20 protein-coding genes are annotated in these 21869 nt (G+C 62.5%); 9 read left to right on the forward strand and 11 right to left on the reverse strand.

Features of this window, described 5'->3' with window-relative positions:
- Positions 1–21 precede the first annotated feature (21 nt).
- Entirely contained in the window at positions 22–402 is a 381-nt protein-coding gene (locus tag QMK32_RS04810) for a hypothetical protein (RefSeq protein WP_084345012.1), read from the forward strand.
- Positions 395–820, forward strand: a complete 426-nt coding sequence (locus tag QMK32_RS04815; protein ID WP_269301668.1) for a hypothetical protein — start codon at positions 395–397, stop codon at positions 818–820. Before QMK32_RS04810 ends, QMK32_RS04815 begins: the two co-directional genes overlap by 8 nt.
- Here the strand turns inward: QMK32_RS04815 and QMK32_RS04820 are convergent.
- Complete coding sequence (locus QMK32_RS04820) at positions 817–1248, reverse strand: type II toxin-antitoxin system Rv0910 family toxin (protein ID WP_269301669.1); 432 nt, start codon at positions 1246–1248, stop codon at positions 817–819. The two genes, QMK32_RS04815 and QMK32_RS04820, sit on opposite strands and share 4 nt — an antisense overlap.
- A 57-nt stretch (positions 1249–1305) precedes the next feature.
- On the opposite strand from QMK32_RS04820, the gene QMK32_RS04825 reads away from it, so the two are divergent.
- Together QMK32_RS04825 and QMK32_RS04830 are read left to right on the forward strand one after the other, a co-directional pair.
- Positions 1306–3564, forward strand: a complete 2259-nt coding sequence (locus tag QMK32_RS04825) for an ATP-dependent DNA ligase (RefSeq protein WP_283473359.1) — start codon at positions 1306–1308, stop codon at positions 3562–3564.
- 176 nt (positions 3565–3740) lie between these two features.
- The gene (locus QMK32_RS04830; protein ID WP_283473360.1) at positions 3741–4955 is read left to right on the forward strand and encodes a lipase family protein; all 1215 of its coding nucleotides are present in this window, start codon (positions 3741–3743) and stop codon (positions 4953–4955) included.
- A gap of 57 nt (positions 4956–5012) precedes the next feature.
- Here QMK32_RS04830 and QMK32_RS04835 read toward each other — a convergent pair whose 3' ends face one another.
- The 5 genes from QMK32_RS04835 to QMK32_RS04855 form a co-directional block, all read right to left on the reverse strand.
- A complete protein-coding gene (locus tag QMK32_RS04835; RefSeq protein WP_283473361.1) occupies positions 5013–6890 on the reverse strand; it encodes an ABC transporter ATP-binding protein in 1878 nt (625 codons plus the stop codon).
- Positions 6891–7008: 118 nt separating this feature from the next.
- Positions 7009–8076 (reverse strand): BtrH N-terminal domain-containing protein, encoded by a 1068-nt coding sequence (locus QMK32_RS04840; RefSeq protein WP_283473362.1) that lies wholly within the window; start codon positions 8074–8076, stop codon positions 7009–7011.
- A gap of 4 nt (positions 8077–8080) precedes the next feature.
- Positions 8081–8605, reverse strand: a complete 525-nt coding sequence (locus QMK32_RS04845; RefSeq protein WP_283473363.1) for a PadR family transcriptional regulator — start codon at positions 8603–8605, stop codon at positions 8081–8083.
- Between the two features lie 225 nt (positions 8606–8830).
- Positions 8831–9625 (reverse strand): putative protein N(5)-glutamine methyltransferase, encoded by a 795-nt coding sequence (locus tag QMK32_RS04850; protein WP_283473364.1) that lies wholly within the window; start codon positions 9623–9625, stop codon positions 8831–8833.
- 81 nt (positions 9626–9706) lie between these two features.
- The gene (locus tag QMK32_RS04855; RefSeq protein WP_283473365.1) at positions 9707–10831 is read right to left on the reverse strand and encodes a TDT family transporter; all 1125 of its coding nucleotides are present in this window, start codon (positions 10829–10831) and stop codon (positions 9707–9709) included.
- A gap of 137 nt (positions 10832–10968) precedes the next feature.
- On the opposite strand from QMK32_RS04855, the gene QMK32_RS04860 reads away from it, so the two are divergent.
- The gene (locus QMK32_RS04860) at positions 10969–11778 is read left to right on the forward strand and encodes a pentapeptide repeat-containing protein (protein ID WP_283473973.1); all 810 of its coding nucleotides are present in this window, start codon (positions 10969–10971) and stop codon (positions 11776–11778) included.
- A gap of 315 nt (positions 11779–12093) precedes the next feature.
- Here QMK32_RS04860 and QMK32_RS04865 read toward each other — a convergent pair whose 3' ends face one another.
- Both QMK32_RS04865 and QMK32_RS04870 read right to left on the reverse strand, forming a co-directional pair.
- Positions 12094–12741, reverse strand: a complete 648-nt coding sequence (locus QMK32_RS04865; protein ID WP_136171901.1) for a 3-oxoacid CoA-transferase subunit B — start codon at positions 12739–12741, stop codon at positions 12094–12096.
- Positions 12738–13517: a CoA transferase subunit A gene (locus QMK32_RS04870; protein ID WP_283473370.1), complete on the reverse strand. Its 780-nt coding sequence runs from the start codon at positions 13515–13517 to the stop codon at positions 12738–12740. Before QMK32_RS04870 ends, QMK32_RS04865 begins: the two co-directional genes overlap by 4 nt.
- A 165-nt stretch (positions 13518–13682) precedes the next feature.
- Between QMK32_RS04870 and QMK32_RS04875 the strand changes: the two genes are divergently transcribed.
- On the forward strand, positions 13683–14456 hold the full coding sequence (locus QMK32_RS04875; protein ID WP_283473371.1) for an IclR family transcriptional regulator: 774 nt from the start codon (positions 13683–13685) through the stop codon (positions 14454–14456).
- A 36-nt stretch (positions 14457–14492) separates the two neighbouring features.
- Here QMK32_RS04875 and QMK32_RS04880 read toward each other — a convergent pair whose 3' ends face one another.
- Genes QMK32_RS04880 through pdhA form a run of 3 tightly spaced genes read right to left on the reverse strand, consistent with a single transcriptional unit; the run spans position 14493 to position 17861 of the window.
- Positions 14493–15734 carry a dihydrolipoamide acetyltransferase family protein gene (locus QMK32_RS04880; protein WP_283473373.1) on the reverse strand — a complete coding sequence of 414 codons (1242 nt, stop codon included), beginning with the start codon at positions 15732–15734 and terminating at the stop codon, positions 14493–14495.
- Between the two features lies 1 nt (position 15735).
- Complete coding sequence (locus tag QMK32_RS04885) at positions 15736–16770, reverse strand: alpha-ketoacid dehydrogenase subunit beta (protein ID WP_283473374.1); 1035 nt, start codon at positions 16768–16770, stop codon at positions 15736–15738.
- Complete coding sequence (pdhA, locus tag QMK32_RS04890) at positions 16767–17861, reverse strand: pyruvate dehydrogenase (acetyl-transferring) E1 component subunit alpha (RefSeq protein WP_283473375.1); 1095 nt, start codon at positions 17859–17861, stop codon at positions 16767–16769. Before pdhA ends, QMK32_RS04885 begins: the two co-directional genes overlap by 4 nt.
- Before the next feature lie 317 nt (positions 17862–18178).
- Here pdhA and QMK32_RS04895 point away from each other — a divergent pair, with 317 nt between their 5' ends.
- From QMK32_RS04895 to QMK32_RS04905, 3 genes are all read left to right on the forward strand, one after another.
- On the forward strand, positions 18179–19219 hold the full coding sequence (locus tag QMK32_RS04895; protein WP_283473376.1) for an iron ABC transporter substrate-binding protein: 1041 nt from the start codon (positions 18179–18181) through the stop codon (positions 19217–19219).
- 71 nt (positions 19220–19290) lie between these two features.
- Positions 19291–20805 carry an ABC transporter permease gene (locus QMK32_RS04900; RefSeq protein WP_283473974.1) on the forward strand — a complete coding sequence of 505 codons (1515 nt, stop codon included), beginning with the start codon at positions 19291–19293 and terminating at the stop codon, positions 20803–20805.
- The gene (locus tag QMK32_RS04905; RefSeq protein ID WP_283473377.1) at positions 20802–21842 is read left to right on the forward strand and encodes an ABC transporter ATP-binding protein; all 1041 of its coding nucleotides are present in this window, start codon (positions 20802–20804) and stop codon (positions 21840–21842) included. Before QMK32_RS04900 ends, QMK32_RS04905 begins: the two co-directional genes overlap by 4 nt.
- The last annotated feature ends 27 nt before the right edge of the window (positions 21843–21869 follow it).

Below are 21869 nucleotides of genomic sequence, written 5' to 3' on the forward strand. Positions count from 1 at the left end.
CAGTAAGCAAGAGGAACAAAGATGATCGGCGCCGTCAGCGGCCTGTTGTATGCGATGTCACTGGTCGTCGGCGTATGGGTTCTCGTCAAACTTTTCTCGAACAGCCCGGTGCTGTTGAAGAACCGCGCGGATCGTGCCCTCTTCTGGACCATCTCAGCAACCGAGGTAGTGGTTCTCGCGCAGGCCATCATCGGATTTGTCGCGATGTTCACCAGTGATCGCGAGATTCATCGGCTCACCTTCGGCGCCTACCTGATCGGCTTGCTGTTGTTGCTTCCGATCGGCACGTGGTGGTCGCTCGGTGATCGCTCTCGCGGCGGCACAGCGGTTCTGCTGGTCGCCGTCCTCACCCTCGCAGCCATGGTGCTGCGCCTGAGCCAGATATGGGCCGGATATGCCTGATAGCTCCCAAGACGACAGCCTGAAGAAAGCAACCCGTACCGGTTTCGGCCGCTTCCTGATCGCGGTCTACGCAGTCTTCGCGGTCGCGGCGACATCGAGATCTCTGGTCCAGCTGACGACGCGCTTCGACGAAGCTCCGTTCGCGTACATCTTGTCGGCGGTGGCAGCGGTGGTCTACATCATCGCCACCGTCGGCCTCGCACGAGCAACCGAGGCCTCGCGGCGCGTGGTGATGGTCTCCTGCATCATCGAACTGGTCGGAGTGCTGGCCGTGGGCGCTCTCAGCTACCTTCAGCCAGACGATTTCCCCGACGCGACCGTGTGGTCACACTTCGGACAGGGATATGTGTTCATCCCGGTGATTCTCCCGATAGCCGGGCTGTGGTGGCTGCGTCGCACCCGCAACGCTGGGGTCTAGGCGGGTAGAGCGGCGAGGTTCGCCACCGACTTGGTGACATCGGAACCCAGAGCCCGCGCGACGACGCTGCCGACCGGGCCGAAGAGGACTCCCCCACCGAAGTAGGCGTCGAGCGTCAGTTTCGATCCGCTCCGATGCTCGCTGACGTGAATGGTCAACGAGATCTTGATGCCACCTTTACCTGTTCCCGACATCTCGATCAGCTTGGGTTCATCGAACTCGGTGAACGTCCATTGGATCGTGTTCTTGAAGCCTTTGACCTTGACGAGGGACTCCACTTCGGTACCTTTGCTCAGCACCTTGGGGGGCGGGGAGCACCAGCCACCATGGATTGTCATCCACTCGTCGAACCTGTCGAGCGCCGACGCTTTGTCCCATGCGCCCTGCGGATCCTCGGGCATCTCTACCGAGACGCTGATCGTTGCCATGCTTCGAGCTTTGCACAAGTGTCTCGCGGCCCCGCTGGCGACCGTTAGCCTGAGCACATGGCGACGCTCGACATCGCAGGTCGGAAAGTCTCGGTGACCAATCTCGACAAGGTGCTGTTTCCGAGTACTGGCACTACCAAAAGCGAGGTCATCGAGTACTACACGAGCGTTGCCCCGGCAATGCTCCCGCACATCATCGGCCGAGCGGTCACCAGGAAGCGCTGGCCGAACGGCGTCGAGCAGCCTTCGTTCTTCGAGAAAAATCTTGCGTCTTCCGCCCCGGACTGGGTCGACAGGCGCGACATCACGCACTCCGATCGCGTCGTGACATACCCTCTCTTCTCCAGCGCTGCCGATCTCGCGTGGCTCGGCCAGCAAGGCGCGATCGAGGCGCATGTTCCGCAATGGCGATTCGACGGGAACGCACCGGGCCCCGCCACGAGGATGGTGTTCGATCTCGACCCCGGCGACGACGTCGACCTGGACCGCTGCGCCGAGGTCGCATGCGAGATTCGAGACATGATCTCCGAGATCGGATTCCGGGCGTTTCCTGTAACCAGCGGGAGCAAAGGGATTCATCTCTATGTGCCGTTGGATAAGCCCCTGACGTCCTCTGGTGCCTCGACGGTGGCCAAGCGCGTCGCGACGTTGTTGGAGGATCGATCGCCCGATCGAGTGACGGCGACGATGGCGAAGGCCAAACGCACCGGCCGGGTGTTCGTGGATTGGTCGCAGAACAACGGGAAGAAGACGACCGTTGCGCCGTACTCGCTCCGAGGACGGGCTGAACCGACCGTCGCGGCCCCACGATCGTGGGACGAACTCGAGTCTCCAGGACTGAGGCAGCTAGGTTTCGAGGAAGTCCTCGATCGTTACCGCCGCGACGGTGATCTGCTCGCCGACCTGGATCCACCGATCGAGCACTTCGAGCCGGACAAGCTGACCACGTACCGAAACAAGCGTAGTGCCGCCAAGACCCCGGAACCGATACCGGAGAGCACCGAGCAGACAGGGAACGGCGATACGTTCGTCATCCAAGAACATCATGCTCGACGGTTGCACTACGACTTCCGACTCGAACACGACGGCGTCCTGGTCTCGTGGGCAGTGCCGAAGAACATTCCCGAGGACCCGGGGAAGAACCGCCTCGCCGTACGCACCGAAGACCACCCGCTCGAATACGCATCGTTCGAGGGCAGCATCCCCAAAGGTGAGTACGGGGGTGGCGAGGTGTCGATTTGGGACAGCGGTACCTACGAACTGGAGAAGTGGCGCGAGAACGAGGTGATCGTCGTCCTGCATGGAGACAAGGCGAAGGGTCGCTATGCGCTGATCCGCACCAAGGGCGATCAATGGCTCATGCATCTGATGAAGGACGCGGCTCCGATCACGGCAGACATCGCGCCGATGCTCGCTACGGCGGGTGACATCACCGACCTCGCCGACGGAGAGTGGGCGTTCGAGGGAAAGTGGGACGGATTCCGTGTGATCGCACGGTGTGCCCACGGAGAAATGAAGCTCGTATCGCGCGCCGGCAACGACCTCACCGCACGCTTTCCCTCGCTTTCCACGGTGGCCGACGAACTGGCAGACCACGATGTCATTCTCGACGGTGAAGCGGTGGTATTCGATACCGACGGCATAACCAGCTTCGAATTACTACAGAACAGTTCGGGCCGGAAAGTGCGCTTTATCGCCTTCGATCTGCTGAATCTCGACGGCACGTCGCTGGTGAAAAAGAAGTACTCCGATAGGCGACGCCTACTCGAATTGTTGACGACCGGACTCGAGTCGGTGCTCGTACCGGAGCAACTGACCGGCACGGCCGAAGAAGCACTCGCCGAGAGCGTCCGGCGCGGCTGGGAGGGGGTCGTCGCCAAACGAACCGACTCGATCTATCAGCCGGGCAAGCGCGCAAAGACCTGGATCAAAACCAAGAACTGGCGGACCCAGGAGGTGGTCATCGGAGGTTGGCGACGCGGCCGCGGCCGTCGCGCAGGCGGTCCCGGGTCGCTGCTGGTCGGTGCTCCCGGGCCTCGCGGCCTCCAGTATCTGGGTCGCGTCGGAACCGGTTTCAGCGACCGCGCACTGGAGCAGCTGAGTGAGCTGTTGGCTCCAATCGAGACCGACGAGTCGCCATTCTCCGAGCAACTTCCCACCGCAGACCGGAAAGATGCCGTCTGGACCACGCCGACTCTCGTCGCCGAGGTTCGATTCTATGAATGGACCGATTCCATGCATCTCCGTCATCCGAGCTGGCGTGGAATTCGTGAAGACAAACGGCCGTCGGAGGTCGTCATCGAGAACAACCCATAGCCTCGTACGGCACACCCTTTATGGGGTTCCAACACTTTTTCGGCGCACTTTCTCCACTGCGACCTGGAGGGGCTGAAAGTAACGGGTGGGATATCTTTTTACATATACCCCTCGGGTGGTTGCGAAATGAGCCAGTCTCAGTTCGAGTCCAAAATTTTTCGAAAGGGTACGACGCTATGCGCGCTATTGCATTGATGGGGGCTGCCGGAGTGACCGCGGCCCTGGTCGCGTGTTCCGCCCTGGTGGCAGCTGCACCGGCTGCTGCCGGTCCGCTACAACCGACGCCGATCTCGGACGCGTTCTACGGTCCGACGCCGGACCTTGAGGCGAAGAACCCGGGCGACATCATCTCGAGTCGACCGATGGCTCCGCCGGCAGGATTTTTCGACGTGGACGTCTGGCAGCTGCGATTCCGTTCGACGAATTCGACCGGTGCGCCGATCGCGGCGGTCACCACCGTCATCGCTCCGAAGAACAAACCGTCCAACGGCCCCCTGCTTTCCTACCAACACATCATCAATGCACTCGGTTTGGAATGCGCTCCTTCACAGGCGCTGTGGTCCAACGACCCCAACCTCGTCATTCGCGAAGCCCCGGCACTCAACGCCGCTCTACAGCGCGGCTGGACCGTCAACATCGCCGATCACCTCGGACCGAACAGTGCGTACGGCGCCGCGAAGTTGGGCGGGCAGATCGTCCTCGACAGCATTCGGGCCGCACAGCACTTCGATCCACTCCAGGTAGCGCAGAGCCCAGTAGCACTCGCGGGATACTCGGGCGGCGGAATGGCGACGGCGTGGGCTGCGGCATTGCAGGCTGCCTATGCACCGGAACTGAACATCGTCGGCAGCGCAGCAGGCGGAGCTCCGATGAACCTCGAACGGATGGCTCGCGACCTCGGATTCAATCCCCATCCCGTCTTCGGCCTCGCTTTCGCAGCAGCCCTCGGTCTCGAACGCGAGTACCCCAACCGCATTCCCATCACAGCGCAGCTCAACCCGCTCGGACAGCAAATGGCCCGTGAAATGCAGAACGGATGCACCAACGACATCCTTCGTGTGGGCGCAGGGAAGAGCGCGACCCAGGTCGCCGACACCACCGACCTGATCAACAACCCGGAAATGGTCGCCGCCGTCAACGAGAACAGCGTCGAAATGTATCCCGGAGTGCCGAAAGCGCCGTACTTCGAGTGGCACAGCCCGACCGACGCCCTGATTCCAGTCTCCTCGATCACCAACACTCTCGGCCGCTACTGCGCAGCCGGCGTCCAGGTCCAAGAGGTCCAGGTGGAAAGCAACGACCACCTCACCGCGGCGGTCCTCGGATTGCCGCAGGCACTGGACTGGATCAATGCCCGCTTCGACGGAGCCCCTGCACCCAGCAACTGCTGAGCCCCGCCCATACGATCCCCCCGGTCACTCCGCAGGCTGCGCTTCCACCTACCCCGGTCACTCCGCAGGCTGCGCTTCCACCGAAAACTGGGTCCGATGTAGCTCCTCGTAGCGTCCCCCCGCTGCGAGGAGCTCGCTATGGGTACCACGCTGGACGATCCGACCTGCTTCGACGACCAAAATGACGTCGGCGGCACGGATCGTCGACAGTCGATGAGCGATCACCACCGATGTCTTCCCCTCCAACGCTTCACTCAGCGCAGCCTGGACGGCGACCTCCGACGTCGAGTCCAACGACGCAGTTGCCTCGTCCAGAATGACCACACGCGGCCGCGCGACGAGTAGACGCGCAATGGTCAGTCGCTGCCTTTCACCGCCGGACAGTCGGTACCCACGCTCGCCGACGACAGTGTCCAGCCCGTCAGGCAGCGAAGCAACGAGATCGCTGAGCCTGGCCCGGTTCAGTGCATCCCAGACTTCCTCGTCCGAAGCGTCCGGCCGCGGCAACACGATGTTCGCTCGGATGGTCTCGTGGAACAGATGCCCGTCCTGGGTCACCATTCCGACTGCACCTCGGATCGACTCGGCGGTCAGGTCGCGCACGTCTACGCCGGCGAGACGTACTGCGCCACTGTCGACGTCGTACAGCCGTGCAATCAGCTGGGCGATCGTCGACTTACCTGCGCCCGAGGTGCCGACGAGGGCCACCATCTGGCCGGGCTCCGCGCGGAACGACACGCCGTGCAGAACTTGTTCGCCGCCACGCGAATCGAGCGTGGACACTTCTTCGAGCGAGGCCAGAGACACCTTGTCAGCCGACGGGTAGGCGAATCGGACGTCGTCGAGTTCTACCGACACCGGCCCGTCGGGAACGTGTGTCGCGTCAGGCTTGTCCTGGATCAACGGAACCAGATCGAGTACTTCGAAGACTCGCTCGAAGCTGACGAGCGCACTCATGATCTCGACGCGGGCGCTGGCCAGCTGTGTCAGCGGCGAATACAGCCGAGCGAGTAGCAGCGACAGCGCCACAACAGACCCAGGGTCGAGCTGTCCACGTAGCGCGTAGAAACCGCCGAGACCATAGACGACGGCAAGCGCAAGGGCCGACACGAGCGTCAACGCCGTGATGAAGACCGTCTGCACCATCGCGCTGCGCACGCCGATGTCCCGGACACGGGAAGCACGCACCGCGAACTCGGTGGATTCGATGTCGGGTTGGCCGAACAACTTCACCAACGTCGCTCCCGGGGCAGAAAACCGCTCGGTCATCTGCGTACTCATCGCCGAGTTGTGGTCTGCCGCCTCACGTTGCAGCCGCGCCAGCCTGCGACCCATCCGCCGCGCGGGTATGACGAAGACCGGCAATAGAATCAACGCCATCAGGGTGATCTGCCAAGAAATGCCGATCATGACGACCAACGTCAGCACCAGTGTGACCAGGTTGCTCACCACCCCGGACAGGGTGTCGCTGAATGCCCTCTGCGCACCGATGACGTCGTTGTTGAGCCGACTTACGAGGGCACCGGTTCTGGTGCGAGTGAAGAACGCGATCGGCATCCGCTGCACGTGATCGAACACTGCGGTACGTAGGTCGAGGATGAGCGCCTCGCCGATGTTCGAGGACAACCACCGACTGAATAGACCGATTGCCGCGTCGAAGATGGCGATGAGCCCGATCAGCAATGCCAGGCGCAGGACCACCTCGAACGCCTCACCGTCGACGATTGCATTGACGACTCGACCGGCGAGGACGGGCGTTGCGACCGCCAGCGCCGCGAGCACGACGCTGAGCAGGACGAATCCGATCAGCTTGCGCCGGTGTGGCTGCGCGAACGTCAATATCCTGCGTGCGGTCTCAGCCGAGAATTTCGTCTGTTGCGAGGAGGCATTCATCGTCCGATACATCTGGTTCCGCGCCGTGACTTCCATGCTCATGACTTGACCGTAGAACCTCGACGAATTTCGAGTTCGAGCGGTCACCGTAGCGACGGTCGGCTGTCCAGCAGTTCTAGTGGCGCGGACGGTCGCACTGCGGCATGTGGGTTGTTCACCTTCATTGGCGTCCTCCCCGTTGTTCGGCCTTCTCCAGCGAAGCGAGCGATGTCATCGCCGCTGTTTCGATCCATTCGATCCTTCTGAGCACCTCGGCAGCCTCGGTCAGGAAGTCCGCCTGTCCCGTGCTACCGGCGTGGGCGATCAATTCTGAGGCTCGGGTCCAGAGCAGTGCGGATTCCGCGAACCGGGCCGCGTTCTCAATGATGATGTCCGCATGTGATCTGCGTGCGACGAGCTCCTCGCTTTCGGTCAGGAAGTCCCGATACAGATTGCGGAACAGCGCCCCTCCCGTGCCCGCCCGCTCCATCAGCATCGCGATGACCGCGAGATCGCGAGCAGGGTCGGCCACTCGGTCGAACCATGATGGGATCCGCTTGGCCGCAGTGAGGATGCCGCGGTTGCCGAGGTTGGCGATCGGGGGCGCAAGGAATTCCTTTGCGCAGGCAGTGATCGCAGGAACGATCGCCTCGTGGATCCGCTCGGGCCTCGCCGCTGCGGTGGGCACGTTCACAGTGAATGCGCGGTGGTGTGCAGACATCGGTCCTCGCGCTGCTCGTGCCCGCGTCAAACTTTCCAGGGTGGTCGAGACCTTCCCGCCCTGCTGAGCCGTATCGATCAGGTATGCCGTGTCCTGGTCGTAGCCATACATGGCAACGACGTGACCGGCGAAATGCACCCTGGATCCGAAGTACTCCAGATCGTGGCTGTCGAGCTGCAGGCCGACAGGTGTGCCGCGGTCGATGGTTGTGCGCAGTCGATCCCACGCCTTCCGCGCCGAGGTCGTCTCCTCCACGCGCAGAGCCATTCCCAGTCGTGAGGTCAGGGCCTGTGTGAGCGCGAACGGCTTGACCCGGCCGCCGAGGAACGGCAGGTCCTGCTGTTTGGAATCCCAGAAAACGAAAGACAACCCCGCGCCCAAACCGAACAGCATCGGCTCGGACAGCGAAAGCCCGGCGTGCGTCAGGAGAACGCCGAGCGCCGTCGTCTCGCAATGTAGTCCGCCGGCGGTGGGGACTGCGTCGATGATCGTTGCGTTGACCGGCCCGTCGCTGCCTCCTCGAGGCATCGATTCACTCATTGGACACCGGGACTCGAGTCGCGAGCCACGACCTTTCTGCCTCGAGGAGGCTCAGTGAATACGAGAAGACTTCGCGGGCGGGACGAGGGAGGGGGGACTGGAAGCGCTCAGCAGCGGTGACGGCGCTGATCCGCTTGTCGATCCAGATCAGGCGTCGCTGGAGTGAGTCGACGTAGTCCTCCTCGGAGATCAACGACAGGTTGGCGAGCCCGACGAGCACGGGGTGCACGACGGTTCGCTGGTCAGCGATGAACGTGACGGCGCTTTCTTTCGCGGCGTGCCGCCCCGCTGTGGTCGCATGGAACACCCTTCTGGACTTGGCACCGGTCTGAGCGTCATCGGACTCGATGAGGCCGCGACCTTCAAGCTTCGTGAGCACGTAATAAATAGACGAGAAGCCGATCTCGGCCCAGCGGCGGAACCCACGTTGTTCGATCACCTGGTCGAGGTCGTAGCCATGCCTCGGCTGCTCCGCGATGAGACCGAGGATGGCCAGTTCGGTCGGTGTCAATTCCACAGGCTTATTCTAGCACTAGAATAAGCGAGGACATGATCCTCGCACGGTCCTCCTCTCGGTGATCACGACGCCCTCGCCAACCGACCCGGCACCGTTTTCTACGTGCTCGACCGTCACTGGAAGCGCCTAGGACGCGCCCTCGACTCCGACGACGTCATCGAAGCCCCGGCCAGCATCCTCGTCATCGGCAACTGACGCCGCTTAGCGGTCGAAGAACGCCGCCACTTAGCGACCAACTCCACACGTCCCGAGCACGACCGTTGCATCGATCTCATTCGAGCGCACCACGCGTGTGTCGAAGCCTGCGTCTCGAACGAGGCTCGCGGTCTCGGGTGCCTGCAGCGCGCTGGTTTCGATCAGCAGATGACCGCCGGGGACAAGCCAGCGCGATGCGTCCGCCGCCACCCGCCGCTGCACCGCAAGACCGTCGACACCGCCGTCGAGGGCCACCCTCGGTTCGTGATCGCGCGCTTCCGACGGCATCGAGCCGATCTCGTCCGTCGGAACGTAGGGCGCATTCGCCACCACGACATCGACGTTGCCGCGCAGGTTCAGCGGTAGTGCCGCATACAAGTCACCCTCGTGCACCTGCCCACCGAGGGGCCCGACATTAATTCGGGCGAACTCCAGAGCAACGGGATCCACGTCGGTGCAATGCAATTCGATACCGGGGTGCGCGGATGCGAGAGCGGCTCCGACTGCGCCCGAACCGCAACAGATGTCGACCACGGTCTCGATCTGTAGGGATGCGGCCTGCTCCACCAACAACTCGGTGCGTCGGCGAGGCACGAAAACACCGGGGCCGACGGTGACGCGTATGCCACAGAACTCGGCCCACCCGAGCAACTGCTCCAGCGGGATCCCCGACGCGCGTCGGGACACCATGTCTTCGAGTTCGGCGCCTTCGAATGCGGCGGTCATCAACTGTGCTTCGTCCTCGGCGTAGACACATCCGGCGGAACGGAGGATGTGGACGACGTCGAGTAGTAACAACGGATGGATCGAATCCTGTCGAATCATCGAGGAGCCTTCCGGGACGGCCGTGGCCAGCGCCCTACCGACTGTGTAACTTCCGATCCGACTTTAACGCAGCTCTCGCTCTCACGCAGGGAGAAAAATTCGTCCTGACAACGATCCACGCACCGTGTTGGTCGCAACGACCGCCCATGCGGTGACGAGGAGCACGAACAATGCGACGGCAAGCAGATGTAGCCCGGCACTGTTCGTTGCTGTTCCGAGAGCGGCGGCACCCGTGACACAGGTGCCGACGGGAAAGGTGAAGCTCCACCAGGTCAGCGAGAATCTCAGTCCCTGCGACGCAGCCCTGACGGTCAATACAGTGGCCGTCGCGAACACGAGCGCGCCGAATACAGCCATCACAATTCCGTAGACGATCCCGACGAGATGCAGACCCGACGCGATGGCTGCATCCTCGCCGGAAAACACCTTTGCCGAGACGCCGCCGAGCAGGTTCGCTGCGGTGATGGACTGGCCGATCAACCCGAGGCAGATCCACACTGTGGGTATGGCCGCAAGCGGCGGAGTGCCACCTCGAAGCAGGTGTCGCCCGATCAGCGCCATGGTGAACATGCCAACGGTCAGGCTCAGCGCGAACATCGCATAACAGGCGACAAGAAGGACCAATCGCGGTCGGCCGTCCATGTGCTGCAACAGAAATACTCCTGTCGAGGCAGAAACCATGGGTGGGACGACGGGCATCAGCCAAGCAGGCAGCGGCGCAGCGTGGGCGCGCGCAGCGATCATCCGCCATGGAATCCACACGGTTGTCGCTAGGCCCATCAGCGTGCCTGCCGTCCACAGGACCACGTCGATCGACAATGCCGCGCTCTGCCCCAGTACGTCTTTGCCGACGAGCAGTGTTCCGGCGCCGACCGTCAGAAACGCCATCGGCGGGGCACCGTAGAACAGTGACGCAACCGGGTGCCGTGCGTATCGACGGGCATTGCCGCCGTGCAGGATCCAGTGCGCAGCGAACGCGGCGACCAAGGCGATCAACGCGGTCGACGCGATTGCCCACACGATCAGCGCGAAGGTGTGGAGGCCGGTGACATGTAGCGGAAGCGTCGCCGCTGCGTTGGCGACGATGCCGGTGCCCATGATCGATGCGAACCAGTTGGGGCCGAGGTGTTCGAGCATCTGCCCAGGGCGGTCGAGGTTCTCGAACAGCCGTGTCCGCGATGATGTCAGGATGGCTGGTGGGGTCATGCCTCCACGTTGACTGCTCGAGTGCGCGGCCGGTAGAGGTCTTGCACTTGTGCGGCCACAATATCCGCTTGTTACGCCAGGTCAGTCGAGGTGACTTGACCGGCACATCAGAGTCGGACGACAGTTGACGGGTGACTCTGCCCGCCCCTCGACCCAATCTGCTCGCCGACTGTTCGAGCTGCTTCGGTCTCTGCTGCGTCGCGCTGCCGTTCGCCCGATCCTCCGACTTCGCCGTGGACAAGGATGCAGGCGAGCCCTGCCGCAATCTGCAGGAGGACTTTCGCTGCGGAATACACACGAAGCTCCGCAGCTCAGGATTCCGTGGGTGCACGGTGTACGACTGCTTCGGCGCCGGGCAACAAGTCTCACAGCACACGTTCGGCGGCCGAAGTTGGCGCGAGGACACCGCTCTTGCAGGTCGGATGTTCGAGGTCTTTCCCGTTGTGCGTGCGCTGCACGAGCTGCTCTGGTATCTGACCGAGGCAGTCGGCCTCCCAGCGGCCGAGCCCGTTCGTGCTCGCCTGCAGAGCGCGCTCCATGCCACCGAGGCACTGGCCGGTGGGTCCGCCGAGGAGCTCGCCCAGCTCGACGTCGATCGACATCGAGGACATGTGAACGAGGTATTGCTGGCGGCCAGCGATCTGGTTCGGGCACAGGCAAAGGGCAAGAAAAGGAACTATCGAGGGGCGGATCTCGTCGGAAAGAGACTGACGGGGATCGACCTGGCCGGTGCCAGCTTCCGCGGCGCCTACCTTGTTGCAGCAGACATGCGAGGGTCCGATCTGCGATTCGCCGATATGATCGGTGCGGACCTACGCGACACCGACCTCTCCGGCGCGGATCTTCGAAAGAGCCTGTTCCTCACACAGTTTCAGATCAACGCCGCCATAGGCGACACCGAAACCAAGATTCCTGACGCGCTCGAGCGTCCGCCGCACTGGGACTAGTATCGACTCGATATTCATAATTCGAAAATACCGAAAGACTAACTTTCACGGGCAAATCAAGCGAATGATTTGTATACCTTTATGCGGTTTCCGCGTGCGCCCCGACATTCACGAGGATCTCGATCTTGCATTGTGCACTGTCGAACGGTGAGATCCGGATCGCACAAATTGGTCGATACGCGCATCGATATGTCACCCCGTCACGCACTCACACCACCGCGTGAATTGACACTCGCTACGTTATGTTCTCGGTACGAACCGCGTACGTGGATTACCGATCGACATGAGCAGCTGAGCGAGCCTGGACAACCCTGATCAACTCAACGTGACTCCGGTAGCGTCGGCCACCTGCTCGACGGTCACGCCCGGTGCGAGTTCCACCAGAGCCAGCGTTCCATCGCCGACGACGTCGATCACCGCGAGATTGGTGATGATGCGATTCACGACGCGTCGGCCGGTCAGCGGGAGGGTGCAGGTGTCGAGGATCTTGGGATTGCCGTCGCGGTCGGTGTGCTCCATGACGACGATGACCCTGCGCGCGCCGTGGACGAGGTCCATGGCACCGCCCATACCCTTGACCATTTTGCCGGGGACCATCCAGTTGGCCAGGTCACCCGTTTGCGAAACCTGCATGCCGCCGAGCACCGCGGTGTCGATGTGGCCGCCGCGGATCATCCCGAACGACAGCGATGAATCGAAATATGCGGCACCGGAATTGACGGTAACGGTTTCCTTGCCCGCGTTGATGAGGTCTGCGTCCACCTTGTCCACCGTCGGGTACGGCCCGGTGCCCAGGATTCCGTTCTCCGAGTGCAGCACCACGGAAATATCCGCCGACAGATAGCCCGGAATCAATGTGGGTAAGCCGATCCCGAGGTTGACGTACTCGCCGTCGACCATCTCGGCCGCGGCACGTCGAGCCATTTCGTTGCGAGTCCAGCCCGTTGCCACCGATGCCGTCATGATTGCACTCCTGCACTGACCGTGCGCTTTTCGATGCGCTTGTTCTGCTGTCCGGTGTGAACGATCCGCGTGACGAAGACCCCGGGCAGGTGCACTGCCGCCGGGTCGATCTCGCCTGGTTGGACCAATTTCTCGACCTGTGCGATGGTCACTCGGCCTGCCATTGCTGCGAGTGGGTTGAAATTTTTTGCAGTTTTGTCGAAGACGAGGTTTCCTTCGGTATCCCCGAGCGCGGCATGCACGAGTGCGAAATCGGCGTTGATCGCTACTTCCATCACGTACCGTTTGTTGCCGAACAACCGCGTCTCTTTGGGTGGGGATTCGATCGCGACTGTGCCGTCGGGACGATAACGCCACGGCATCCCGCCGTCGGCGATGGGGCTGCCGACGCCGGCGGGGGTGAAGAACGCCGGGATACCGGTACCCCCTGCTCTGAGTCGCTCGGCAAGAGTCCCCTGTGGAGTGAGTTCGACTTCGAGTTCGCCGGCGAGGTATTGCCTCGCGAACTCCTTGTTCTCGCCGACATAGGACGCTGTGACGCGGCGGATGCGGCCGATCGAGAGCAGGATGCCGAGTCCGTGATCGTCGACGCCGCAATTGTTGGAGAACACCTCGAGGTCGGTCGCCTCGGTTTCCGCGATCGCTTCGATGAGTGCATCGGGGATGCCACACAATCCGAACCCGCCGACCGCAAGGCTCGCACCGTTCCCGATATCGGCCACCGCCGCCGCTGCGGACTCGAATACCTTTCTCGACGTTCTCACAGGTCCCGGCATCAATACTCCTCAGGTGTTCACTCAGTAAACGCTCGATCTTCTGTGCCTCAGTAGACGTTGAAGTGCATAGAAAGGGAAGCAGAAGACGCACAACAGCCGCATACTGTTCGTGAGTCGAACGGACACTCCACCAGCGTTCACTGAGTGAACGTTAGACTGACCGGCATGACGCAGCAGAGCAGCGGGCCCAACGTCGTCGGGCGCGCAACGGCACTGTTGCGCGCGGTAGGCGCCGCCGAACCCACTGGCGCTTCGACCACAGAACTTGCCAAGGCGACCGGCCTCGCGCGACCGACGGCACACCGCTTGCTGACCTCGCTGACCGAGGAAGGATTTCTCGACAGAGACTCAGCCACCGGACGATGGGCCCTCGGACCGGAGATGTACCTGCTCGGATCGGCAGCCGCCGGTCGTTACGACATCACCGAGCAGGCACGCAGCGTCGTACACACGCTCGCGAGAGAAAGCGGTGAGAGTGCTTTCCTGTCCACACGCCGCGGCGACGAAACAGTGTGTCTGCTGCGCGAGGATGGCAGTTTTCCGCTGCGGTCCCATGTGTTGTACGAGGGCATCCGGTTGCCGCTCGGGGTCGCGTCGGCGGGTTTGGTCATTCTGGCGCATCTACCCGACCGCGAGATCGACGAATACCTCGGACAGGCCGATCTGCAATCGGAGTGGGGACCGCAGCACCATCCCGACGTCCTTCGCGAGCGCATCGCGGCCACCCGCGAATCGGGGTACGCAGTCAATCCTGCGTTGCTGGTCGAGGGCAGTTGGGGCATCGGGGCTGCCGTGTTCGACCGGGCAGGCAAGCCCGCCTGGGCGGTCAGTCTCACCGGCGTCGAGACAAGGTTTCGACCGCAGCGTCGCCACGAACTCGGAACTCTATTACTCCAACAAGCCCACATTCTGACGGGACGACTCGAACGACGTTGGTAAGCAGCACTTCTGAGCCCAGGAGCGTGCGTGACTTCCTCAGCTCAACGCGATCAAATTTCTGGGGTCGGACAGCATCGAGGCGATGTCGGCGAGAAATCTCGACCCCTGTTCGCCGTCGACGAGCCGGTGATCGAACGACAAGCTCAACGTGGTCACCGACCGTAACGCGATCTCACCCTCGAACTCCCACGGTTGACGCCGGATTGCGCCGAAGCACAAGATCGCTGCCTCACCCGGATTCAGAATCGGTGTCCCCGAATCCACCCCGAAGACACCGACATTGGTGATCGTGATAGTTCCTTCGGCGAGATCGCCGGGCCCGGTCTTGCCTTCTTTTGCCGTCCCGGTCAACGCGGCCAGTGCATACGCAAGATCCTTCAGGCCGAGCATGTTCGCGTTCTTGATGTTGGGCACCATCAGGCCGCGCGGCGTGGCAGCGGCGATACCCAGATTGACGTAGTGCTTGGTGACAACTTCCTGCCGGTCCTCGTCCCACTCGGAGTTCAAGCTCGGATTGCCCCGCAGCGCAACCAACAAGGCTTTGGCAACCATCGCCAACGGCGTCAGCCGCACCTCGCGAAAATGATCGGTGGTCCGCAGCGAGTCCAGTAGTTCGACGGTCGGCGTGACATCGACGGTGATGAACTCGGTGACGTGTGGAGCCGTGAAGGCACTGGCGACCATCGCTGCGGCCGTGTGCTTTCGGACGCCTGCAATCGGAGTGCGAGTCTCATTCCTCCCAGCATCGACCTTCTCGGGAGCCCGGTCGAGATAGGCCGCAATGTCTGCACGAGTGACGTCGCCATGCACTCCGGTGGCGGGCACCTCGGCCAGATCGACGCCTTCCTGCTGCGCGACGTGCCGAACCGGCGGTGACGCCAACGGCTTGGCGACGGCCGAAAGGGCTACAGGAGGCGCGGGCTGTCTGCGGTTCGCTCGTTTGCTCGGCGCCACCCCAGCAACCCCGTATCCGACCAGGACGGGAACATGGTCATCCTGTTGGGGCGGTTCTTCCGGTGCCGGATCGACCTCGGCTGCTTGGGAAATATCGATCAGTGCGGTGCCGACCTCGACGGTGGTTCCCACTTCTGCACGAAGAGCGGTGACGATGCCCGCGTAGGGGGAAGGCAGTTCGACACACGCCTTGACGGTCTCCACCTCGGCGATGACCTGATTGAGTTCGATGGTGTCACCGACCTTCACCAACCAGGTGATCAGTTCGGCTTCGGTGAGGCCCTCCCCGAGGTCTGGAAGCAGAAAGCTCTTGACGGTCGCCATGTCAGGTCTGTCCGAAAGCGAGTGCGCGGTCGACGGCGTCGAGAATCCGGTCGGCATCCGGAAGGAAGTGCGCCTCCAGCTTCGCCGGCGGGTACGGAGTGCTGAATCCACAGACTCGCAGTACCGGCGCTTCGAGGCTGTAGAAACACTGCTCCTGCACCCGCGCAGCAACTTCTGCACCGATGCCGAGGAACGTAGCGGCCTCGTGCGTCACGACGAGTCGGCCGGTTTTGCGTACCGAGGCGCTGATCGTGTCCATGTCGAGTGGGGAGAGGGAGCGCAAGTCGATGATTTCGATCGAATGTCCCTCCTCTGCAGCAATATCCGCTGCCTGAAGCGCGGTGGTCACCAGAGGTCCGTACGCGACGATCGTCGCGTCGGTGCCTGCGCGCACGACGCGAGCCTTGTGCAGCGGATAAGCATCGTCGAGTGAAGCCGTGACGTCGACCTCGCCCTTCTGCCAATAGCGACGCTTTGGTTCGAAGAACAACACCGGATCGTCCGACGCGATGGCCTGCCGAATCATCGTGTTGGCGTCGGCCGCGTTGCTGCAGCTGACCACGCGAAGGCCTGCGGTCTGGGCGAAGTAGCCCTCGGGGGACTCCGAGTGATGCTCGACGGCGCCGATACCACCTCCGTAGGGGACGCGGATGGTGATCGGCATCTTGACGTTGCCGCTGGTTCGATAGTGCAGCTTGGCCACCTGCGAGACGATCTGGTCGAAAGCAGGGTAGATGAAGCCATCGAACTGAATCTCGCAGACCGGGCGGTAACCGCGAATGGCCAAACCTACTGCCATGCCGATGATTCCGGACTCGGCGAGCGGAGTGTCGATCACCCGGTTCGGCCCGAAATCCTTCTGCAGCCCCTCGGTGATCCTGAAGACACCACCTAGTTTGCCGATGTCTTCACCGAGAAGGATCACCTTCGGATCTTCGTCCATGGCTCGGCGCAATCCGGCGTTCAGCGCCTTTCCGAGCGGAAGCGTCTTCGGCGCGATCGGGAACGTCCTGGGCGCGGCGAGTGTTGCGGTCATGACCGTGCTCCTTCGAATCCGGCAAGGTAAGCGGAATAGTGTTCCCGCTCTTCGGTTATCAGCGAGTGCGGCTCGGCATAGACGTGGTCGAACAGTGACATCGGCGACGGCTCGATCGTGCCGAGACATCCCGCTCGCAGCTGCTCGGCCGTCGTGTCCGCGCGGTCCCGGACTCGAGCCTCGAATTCCTCGTCCAGGGCGCCTGCACGCTCGAGCAGCAACCGGATCCGCTCGATCGGATCTTTACGCTTCCACTCGTCGTCGAGTGCAGCGGACCGATACCGCGTCGGGTCATCGGATGTGGTGTGCGGACCCATGCGATACGTGACGGCCTCGATCAGCGTCGGGCCACTTCCTTCACGTGCCCTGGCCAACGCAATGCGCGTCGCCGCCAGCACTGCCAGGACGTCGTTACCATCCACACGCAGGGCCGGAACCCCGAATCCGCGACCTCGTTCGGCAATGGTGATGTGGGTTTGGACCGATACCGGCGCCGAGATCGCCCACTGGTTGTTCTGGCAGAAGAACACCACCGGTGCACTGAAACTGGCAGCGAATCCAAGTGCCTCGGAGATGTCGCCCTGACTGGTCGCGCCATCACCGAAATAGGTGATGACAGCGCCCTCCGCGCCGTCGAACTTCATCCCCAGCCCGTAGCCAGTGGCGTGCAGCCCCTGCGATCCGACGATAATGGCCGGCGTCGTCATGTTGTAGTCGTAGGGATTCCAGCCCGACTGTGTCGAACCGCGCCAGAATCGGAGCATCTCCGTCGGGTCGACGCCCCGGCAATATGCGACTCCGTGTTCACGGTAGCTGGCGAATACGAAGTCCTCGGAGTGCAGAGCGCGAGCCGAACCCACCTGCGCGGCTTCTTGACCGAGCAGCGGCGCCCACAGTCCGAGCTCGCCCTGACGCTGCAACGCTGTCGCCTCGGCGTCGATGCGGCGAACCACGACGAGATCCTCGTACAGCCCACGCACGGTGTCGATCGTGACGTCAGCAATTGCCTCGCTGTACTCCGACTGGGGTGTCCGCTTGCCCTCCGGTGTGACGATCTGGATGAGCGTGTCGGCACTGCTGTTCGCGTTCATGACCTCGCCTCCAATCCAACTTCACTGTTACCTACGACACAACTCGCAATCATCAGCTAGCGCAATAGTTCGTTTCTTGATTGAGCAGGATGCACGATTACAGCCTGGACAGGAGTGCTGATGTTGCGCTCGATGTCTGATCAGCCGGCTCTGACCAGGGCGCGTGGGCCCCTCCGCGTCACCTCGCTCGGATGACCACCACCACATCGCGAATCCAGCGTCCATCACCCCCGGTCGTTAGGATTGCCAATCCTGTGTATGGCATCATTTTCCTGTAGACGGCTGGAGAGTCCCGCTGCGCCGACAAAGGACATTCGATGAAAAGACGAAACGGACTGACGTCTGCGGTTGCGCTCGCCGCTGCCGCTGTGCTGACCATGGCGGGGTGCTCGAATTCCGGATCGGACGACGAGACGGACTCTGGCGCGGCCGAGAAGATCACCGTGTACAACGCGCAACACGAGTCGCTGACGCAGGAATGGGCCGATGCCTTCACTGCGGAGTCGGGCATCGAGGTGGAACTGCGTAACGGCAGCGATTCCGAACTCGGCAACCAACTCGTAGCCGAGGGCGATAGGTCACCCGCAGATGTGTTTCTCACCGAGAACTCCCCCGCGATGACGCTGGTCGAAAACGCCGGGCTGTTCGCCGACGTGAACCAGGACGCCCTCGATCAGGTGCCGAGCGACTACCGTCCGTCGAGCAACAAGTGGACCGGCATCGCAGCACGTTCCACCGTCTTCGCGTACAACAAGGACATGCTGAAGCAGGATCAGCTGCCGAAGTCACTGCTCGATCTGCAGGATCCCGCATGGAAAGACCGCTGGGCCGCCTCACCCTCGGGCGCCGATTTCCAGGCTATCGTCAGCGCTCTGCTGGAACTGAAGGGCGAAGACGCCACTCGGCAATGGCTGGCGGGGATGAAGGACAACGTCCGCACCTACAAGGGCAACAGCACGGTGATGAAGGCCGTCAATGCCGGTGAAATCCCGGGCGGTGTCATCTACCACTACTACTGGTTCGGGGACCAGGCCAAGACCGGCGAGAACAGCAAGAACGTCGCAATGCACTACTTCAAGAACGAGGATCCAGGTGCATTTGTCAGCGTCTCCGGTGGAGGCGTCCTGGAGTCCAGCTCGAAACAGGATGCGGCACAACAATTCCTGAAGTTCATCACCGGCAAACAGGGTCAGGATGTCCTGCAGACCGGAACGTCGTTCGAGTACACGGTGGGCAGCGAAGTCGCAGCGAACCCGGAGCTCGTTCCGCTGGCTGATCTCCAGGCCCCACAGGTCGACCCTGCGAAGCTCAACAGCCCACAGGTTTCCGAACTGATGACCGAAGCCGGCCTGCTCTGAATCTCGAACTGATCGGCCGGCGACGGCCGAGGGAGTCGAATACGTTGCGTCGCGGGAGATCCCGACGCCGTATCTCGCTGCCCTTGGCCGTCGCCGCGCTCGTCGTGGCGGCCGCATCGATCATCCCGCTCGGGTACGTGATCGTAGAAAGTATCGACACGGGCTTCGATACTGCGTCGTCGTTGTTGTTCCGACCCAGGGTTGGGGAACTACTCACCAACACGGTATTGCTGGTCGTCATCACAGTGCCGATCTGCATCGTCGTCGGCGTCATGGCTGCCTGGCTCGTCGAACGCACCCGAGTGTTCGGAGCCAAGGTCTGGGCTGTGCTGCTGGCGGCACCACTTGCCGTACCGGCGTTCGTGAACAGTTATTCGTGGGTGAGCACGGTCCCTTCCCTCGGTGGATTGCACGGCGGCGTTCTCATTGCGACGCTGTCGTATTTTCCGCTGGTCTACATTCCCGTATCCGCGACGCTACGTCGACTCGACCCGGCGGTAGAGGAATCGGCGCGCGCGCTCGGCGCCGGACCGTGGGCAGTGTTCTTCCAGGTCGTGGTGCCTCAGCTACGGCTGGCCATCGCCGGCGGGGCACTCTTGGTCTCCCTGCACCTGCTCGCCGAGTACGGCGCGTTCGTTTTCATCCGATTCGACACGTTCACCACCGCGATCTTCGATCAGTACCAGTCGACGTTCAACGGGTCGGCAGCAACGATGCTCGCCAGTGTCCTGGTGTTGCTCTGTCTCACGCTGCTGGTGATCGAATCGGTCGTCAGGGGCAACGCGCGGTATGCCCGCATCGGCGCCGGCGCCGCGCGTCGGGCAGTCCCCGCCGAACTCGGTTGGAAGAACTCGATGGTCGCGCTGTTGTTCCTCGCGGCGCTGACCGTCCTGTCCGTCGGTGTCCCGGTGGTCAGCGTCCTGCGCTGGCTCGTCATCGGCGGAACCGCGGTCTGGGAGCTCGATTTTCTCGGCTCCGCGGTGGTCCAGACCGTCGGCTTCGGCGTTGCCGGCGCGGTTGTGACCTGTGTGCTCGCCTTCCCGATCGCCTGGATTTCGATCCGCCGCCGCGGGCGACTCAGTCGCATCCTCGAAGCCTGCACATACATCTCGAGTTCGCTACCAGGAATCGTGGTGGCACTGGCATTCATCACCGTATCCATCCGTTACCTGCAGCCGCTTTATCAAACCGTCACCGTGGTGATCGCGGCTTATGCGCTGCTCTTTCTGCCTCGTGCGCTGGTGAACCTGAGAGCCGGACTCGCGCAAGCCCCGATCGGTCTGGAGGAATCGGCACAGTCGCTTGGTATCTCACCGCTGTCGGCCTTCATCCGAGTGACGTTGCCGCTCGCTGCCCCAGCCACGGCGGCCGGTGGAGCATTGGTGTTCTTGGGAATCGTCAACGAATTGACCGCGACTCTGCTGCTGGCACCGACCGGTACTCGTACCCTTGCCACACAGTTCTGGTCGCTGAGCAGCGAGATCGACTACGCCGGGGCGGCGCCGTACGCATTCATGATGATCGTACTGTCACTGCCCATGACCTACGTACTCTTCACTCAGTCGAAGAAGGTAGCCGGATTATGACCTACGCACTCGAAGTGCACGGCCTCGACAAGAGGTTCGGAGCTGCGACCGTCCTTCACCAGATCGGGCTCACCGTCGAAGGTGGGTCCACCACCGCGATCGTCGGTCCATCAGGGTGTGGCAAAACCACGTTGCTCCGTCTGATTGCTGGATTCGAAAGACCGGATGCAGGAACGATCGCACTTGCCGGCCGTGTCGTTGCCGGCGGAAGTTGGACGCCCGCGCACCGACGGTCGATAGGCTACGTCGCCCAAGACGGGGCATTGTTCCCGCACGCCACTGTTGGCGCCAACGTCGGATTCGGGTTGCCCCGACGAGGCCGGACCGCAGCCAGAATTACCGAACTGCTCGAAATGGTCTCGCTGGACGCATCTTTCGCTACCCGTCGACCCGACCAACTCTCGGGCGGGCAACAGCAACGCGTAGCCCTCGCGCGGGCACTAGCGCGCGAACCGGAACTGATGCTGCTCGACGAACCGTTCTCCGCGCTCGACGCCGGGTTGCGGGCGCATACACGTCGGATCGTCGCCGGCGTCCTGGAGAAGGCCGGAATCACCACGATTCTCGTCACTCACGATCAACCCGAGGCTCTTTCGTTCGCTGACCGCGTGGCTGTGATGAGTGCCGGCCGCCTCGCGCAGATCGGAACCCCCAGCGAAATTTATTCCACGCCCATCGACGTCCCCACTGCGCGATTCATCGGCGACGCCGTCGTGTTGGCAGCGTCTGTCGCCGACGGTACGGCCCGATGCGCCCTCGGTGACATCGCGGTGGCATCGAACGGCATTCATGGCGACGCACGCATCATGGTGCGTCCAGAGCAGATCGAACTCACTCCGGACGGCACCGGCGTATCCGGAAGAGTGATCGACGTCGAGTACCTCGGATCGGAGATGTTGCTCGGCATCCGCCTCGATACCGCAACTGGAACGGACACCGAACGGGTGACGGTCCGGCGCTTCGGTGCCACCACCCTCATCCCTGGGGACCGCGTGTGCGTCCGTGTCGTCGGCCAGGCTGTGACATACCCCGCCTGAAAAGGAGTCCGCGCCCAGTTACCCTCG

This window comes from Rhodococcus sp. H29-C3 (assembly GCF_030063405.1).
Taxonomy (GTDB): Bacteria; Actinomycetota; Actinomycetes; order Mycobacteriales; family Mycobacteriaceae; genus Rhodococcoides.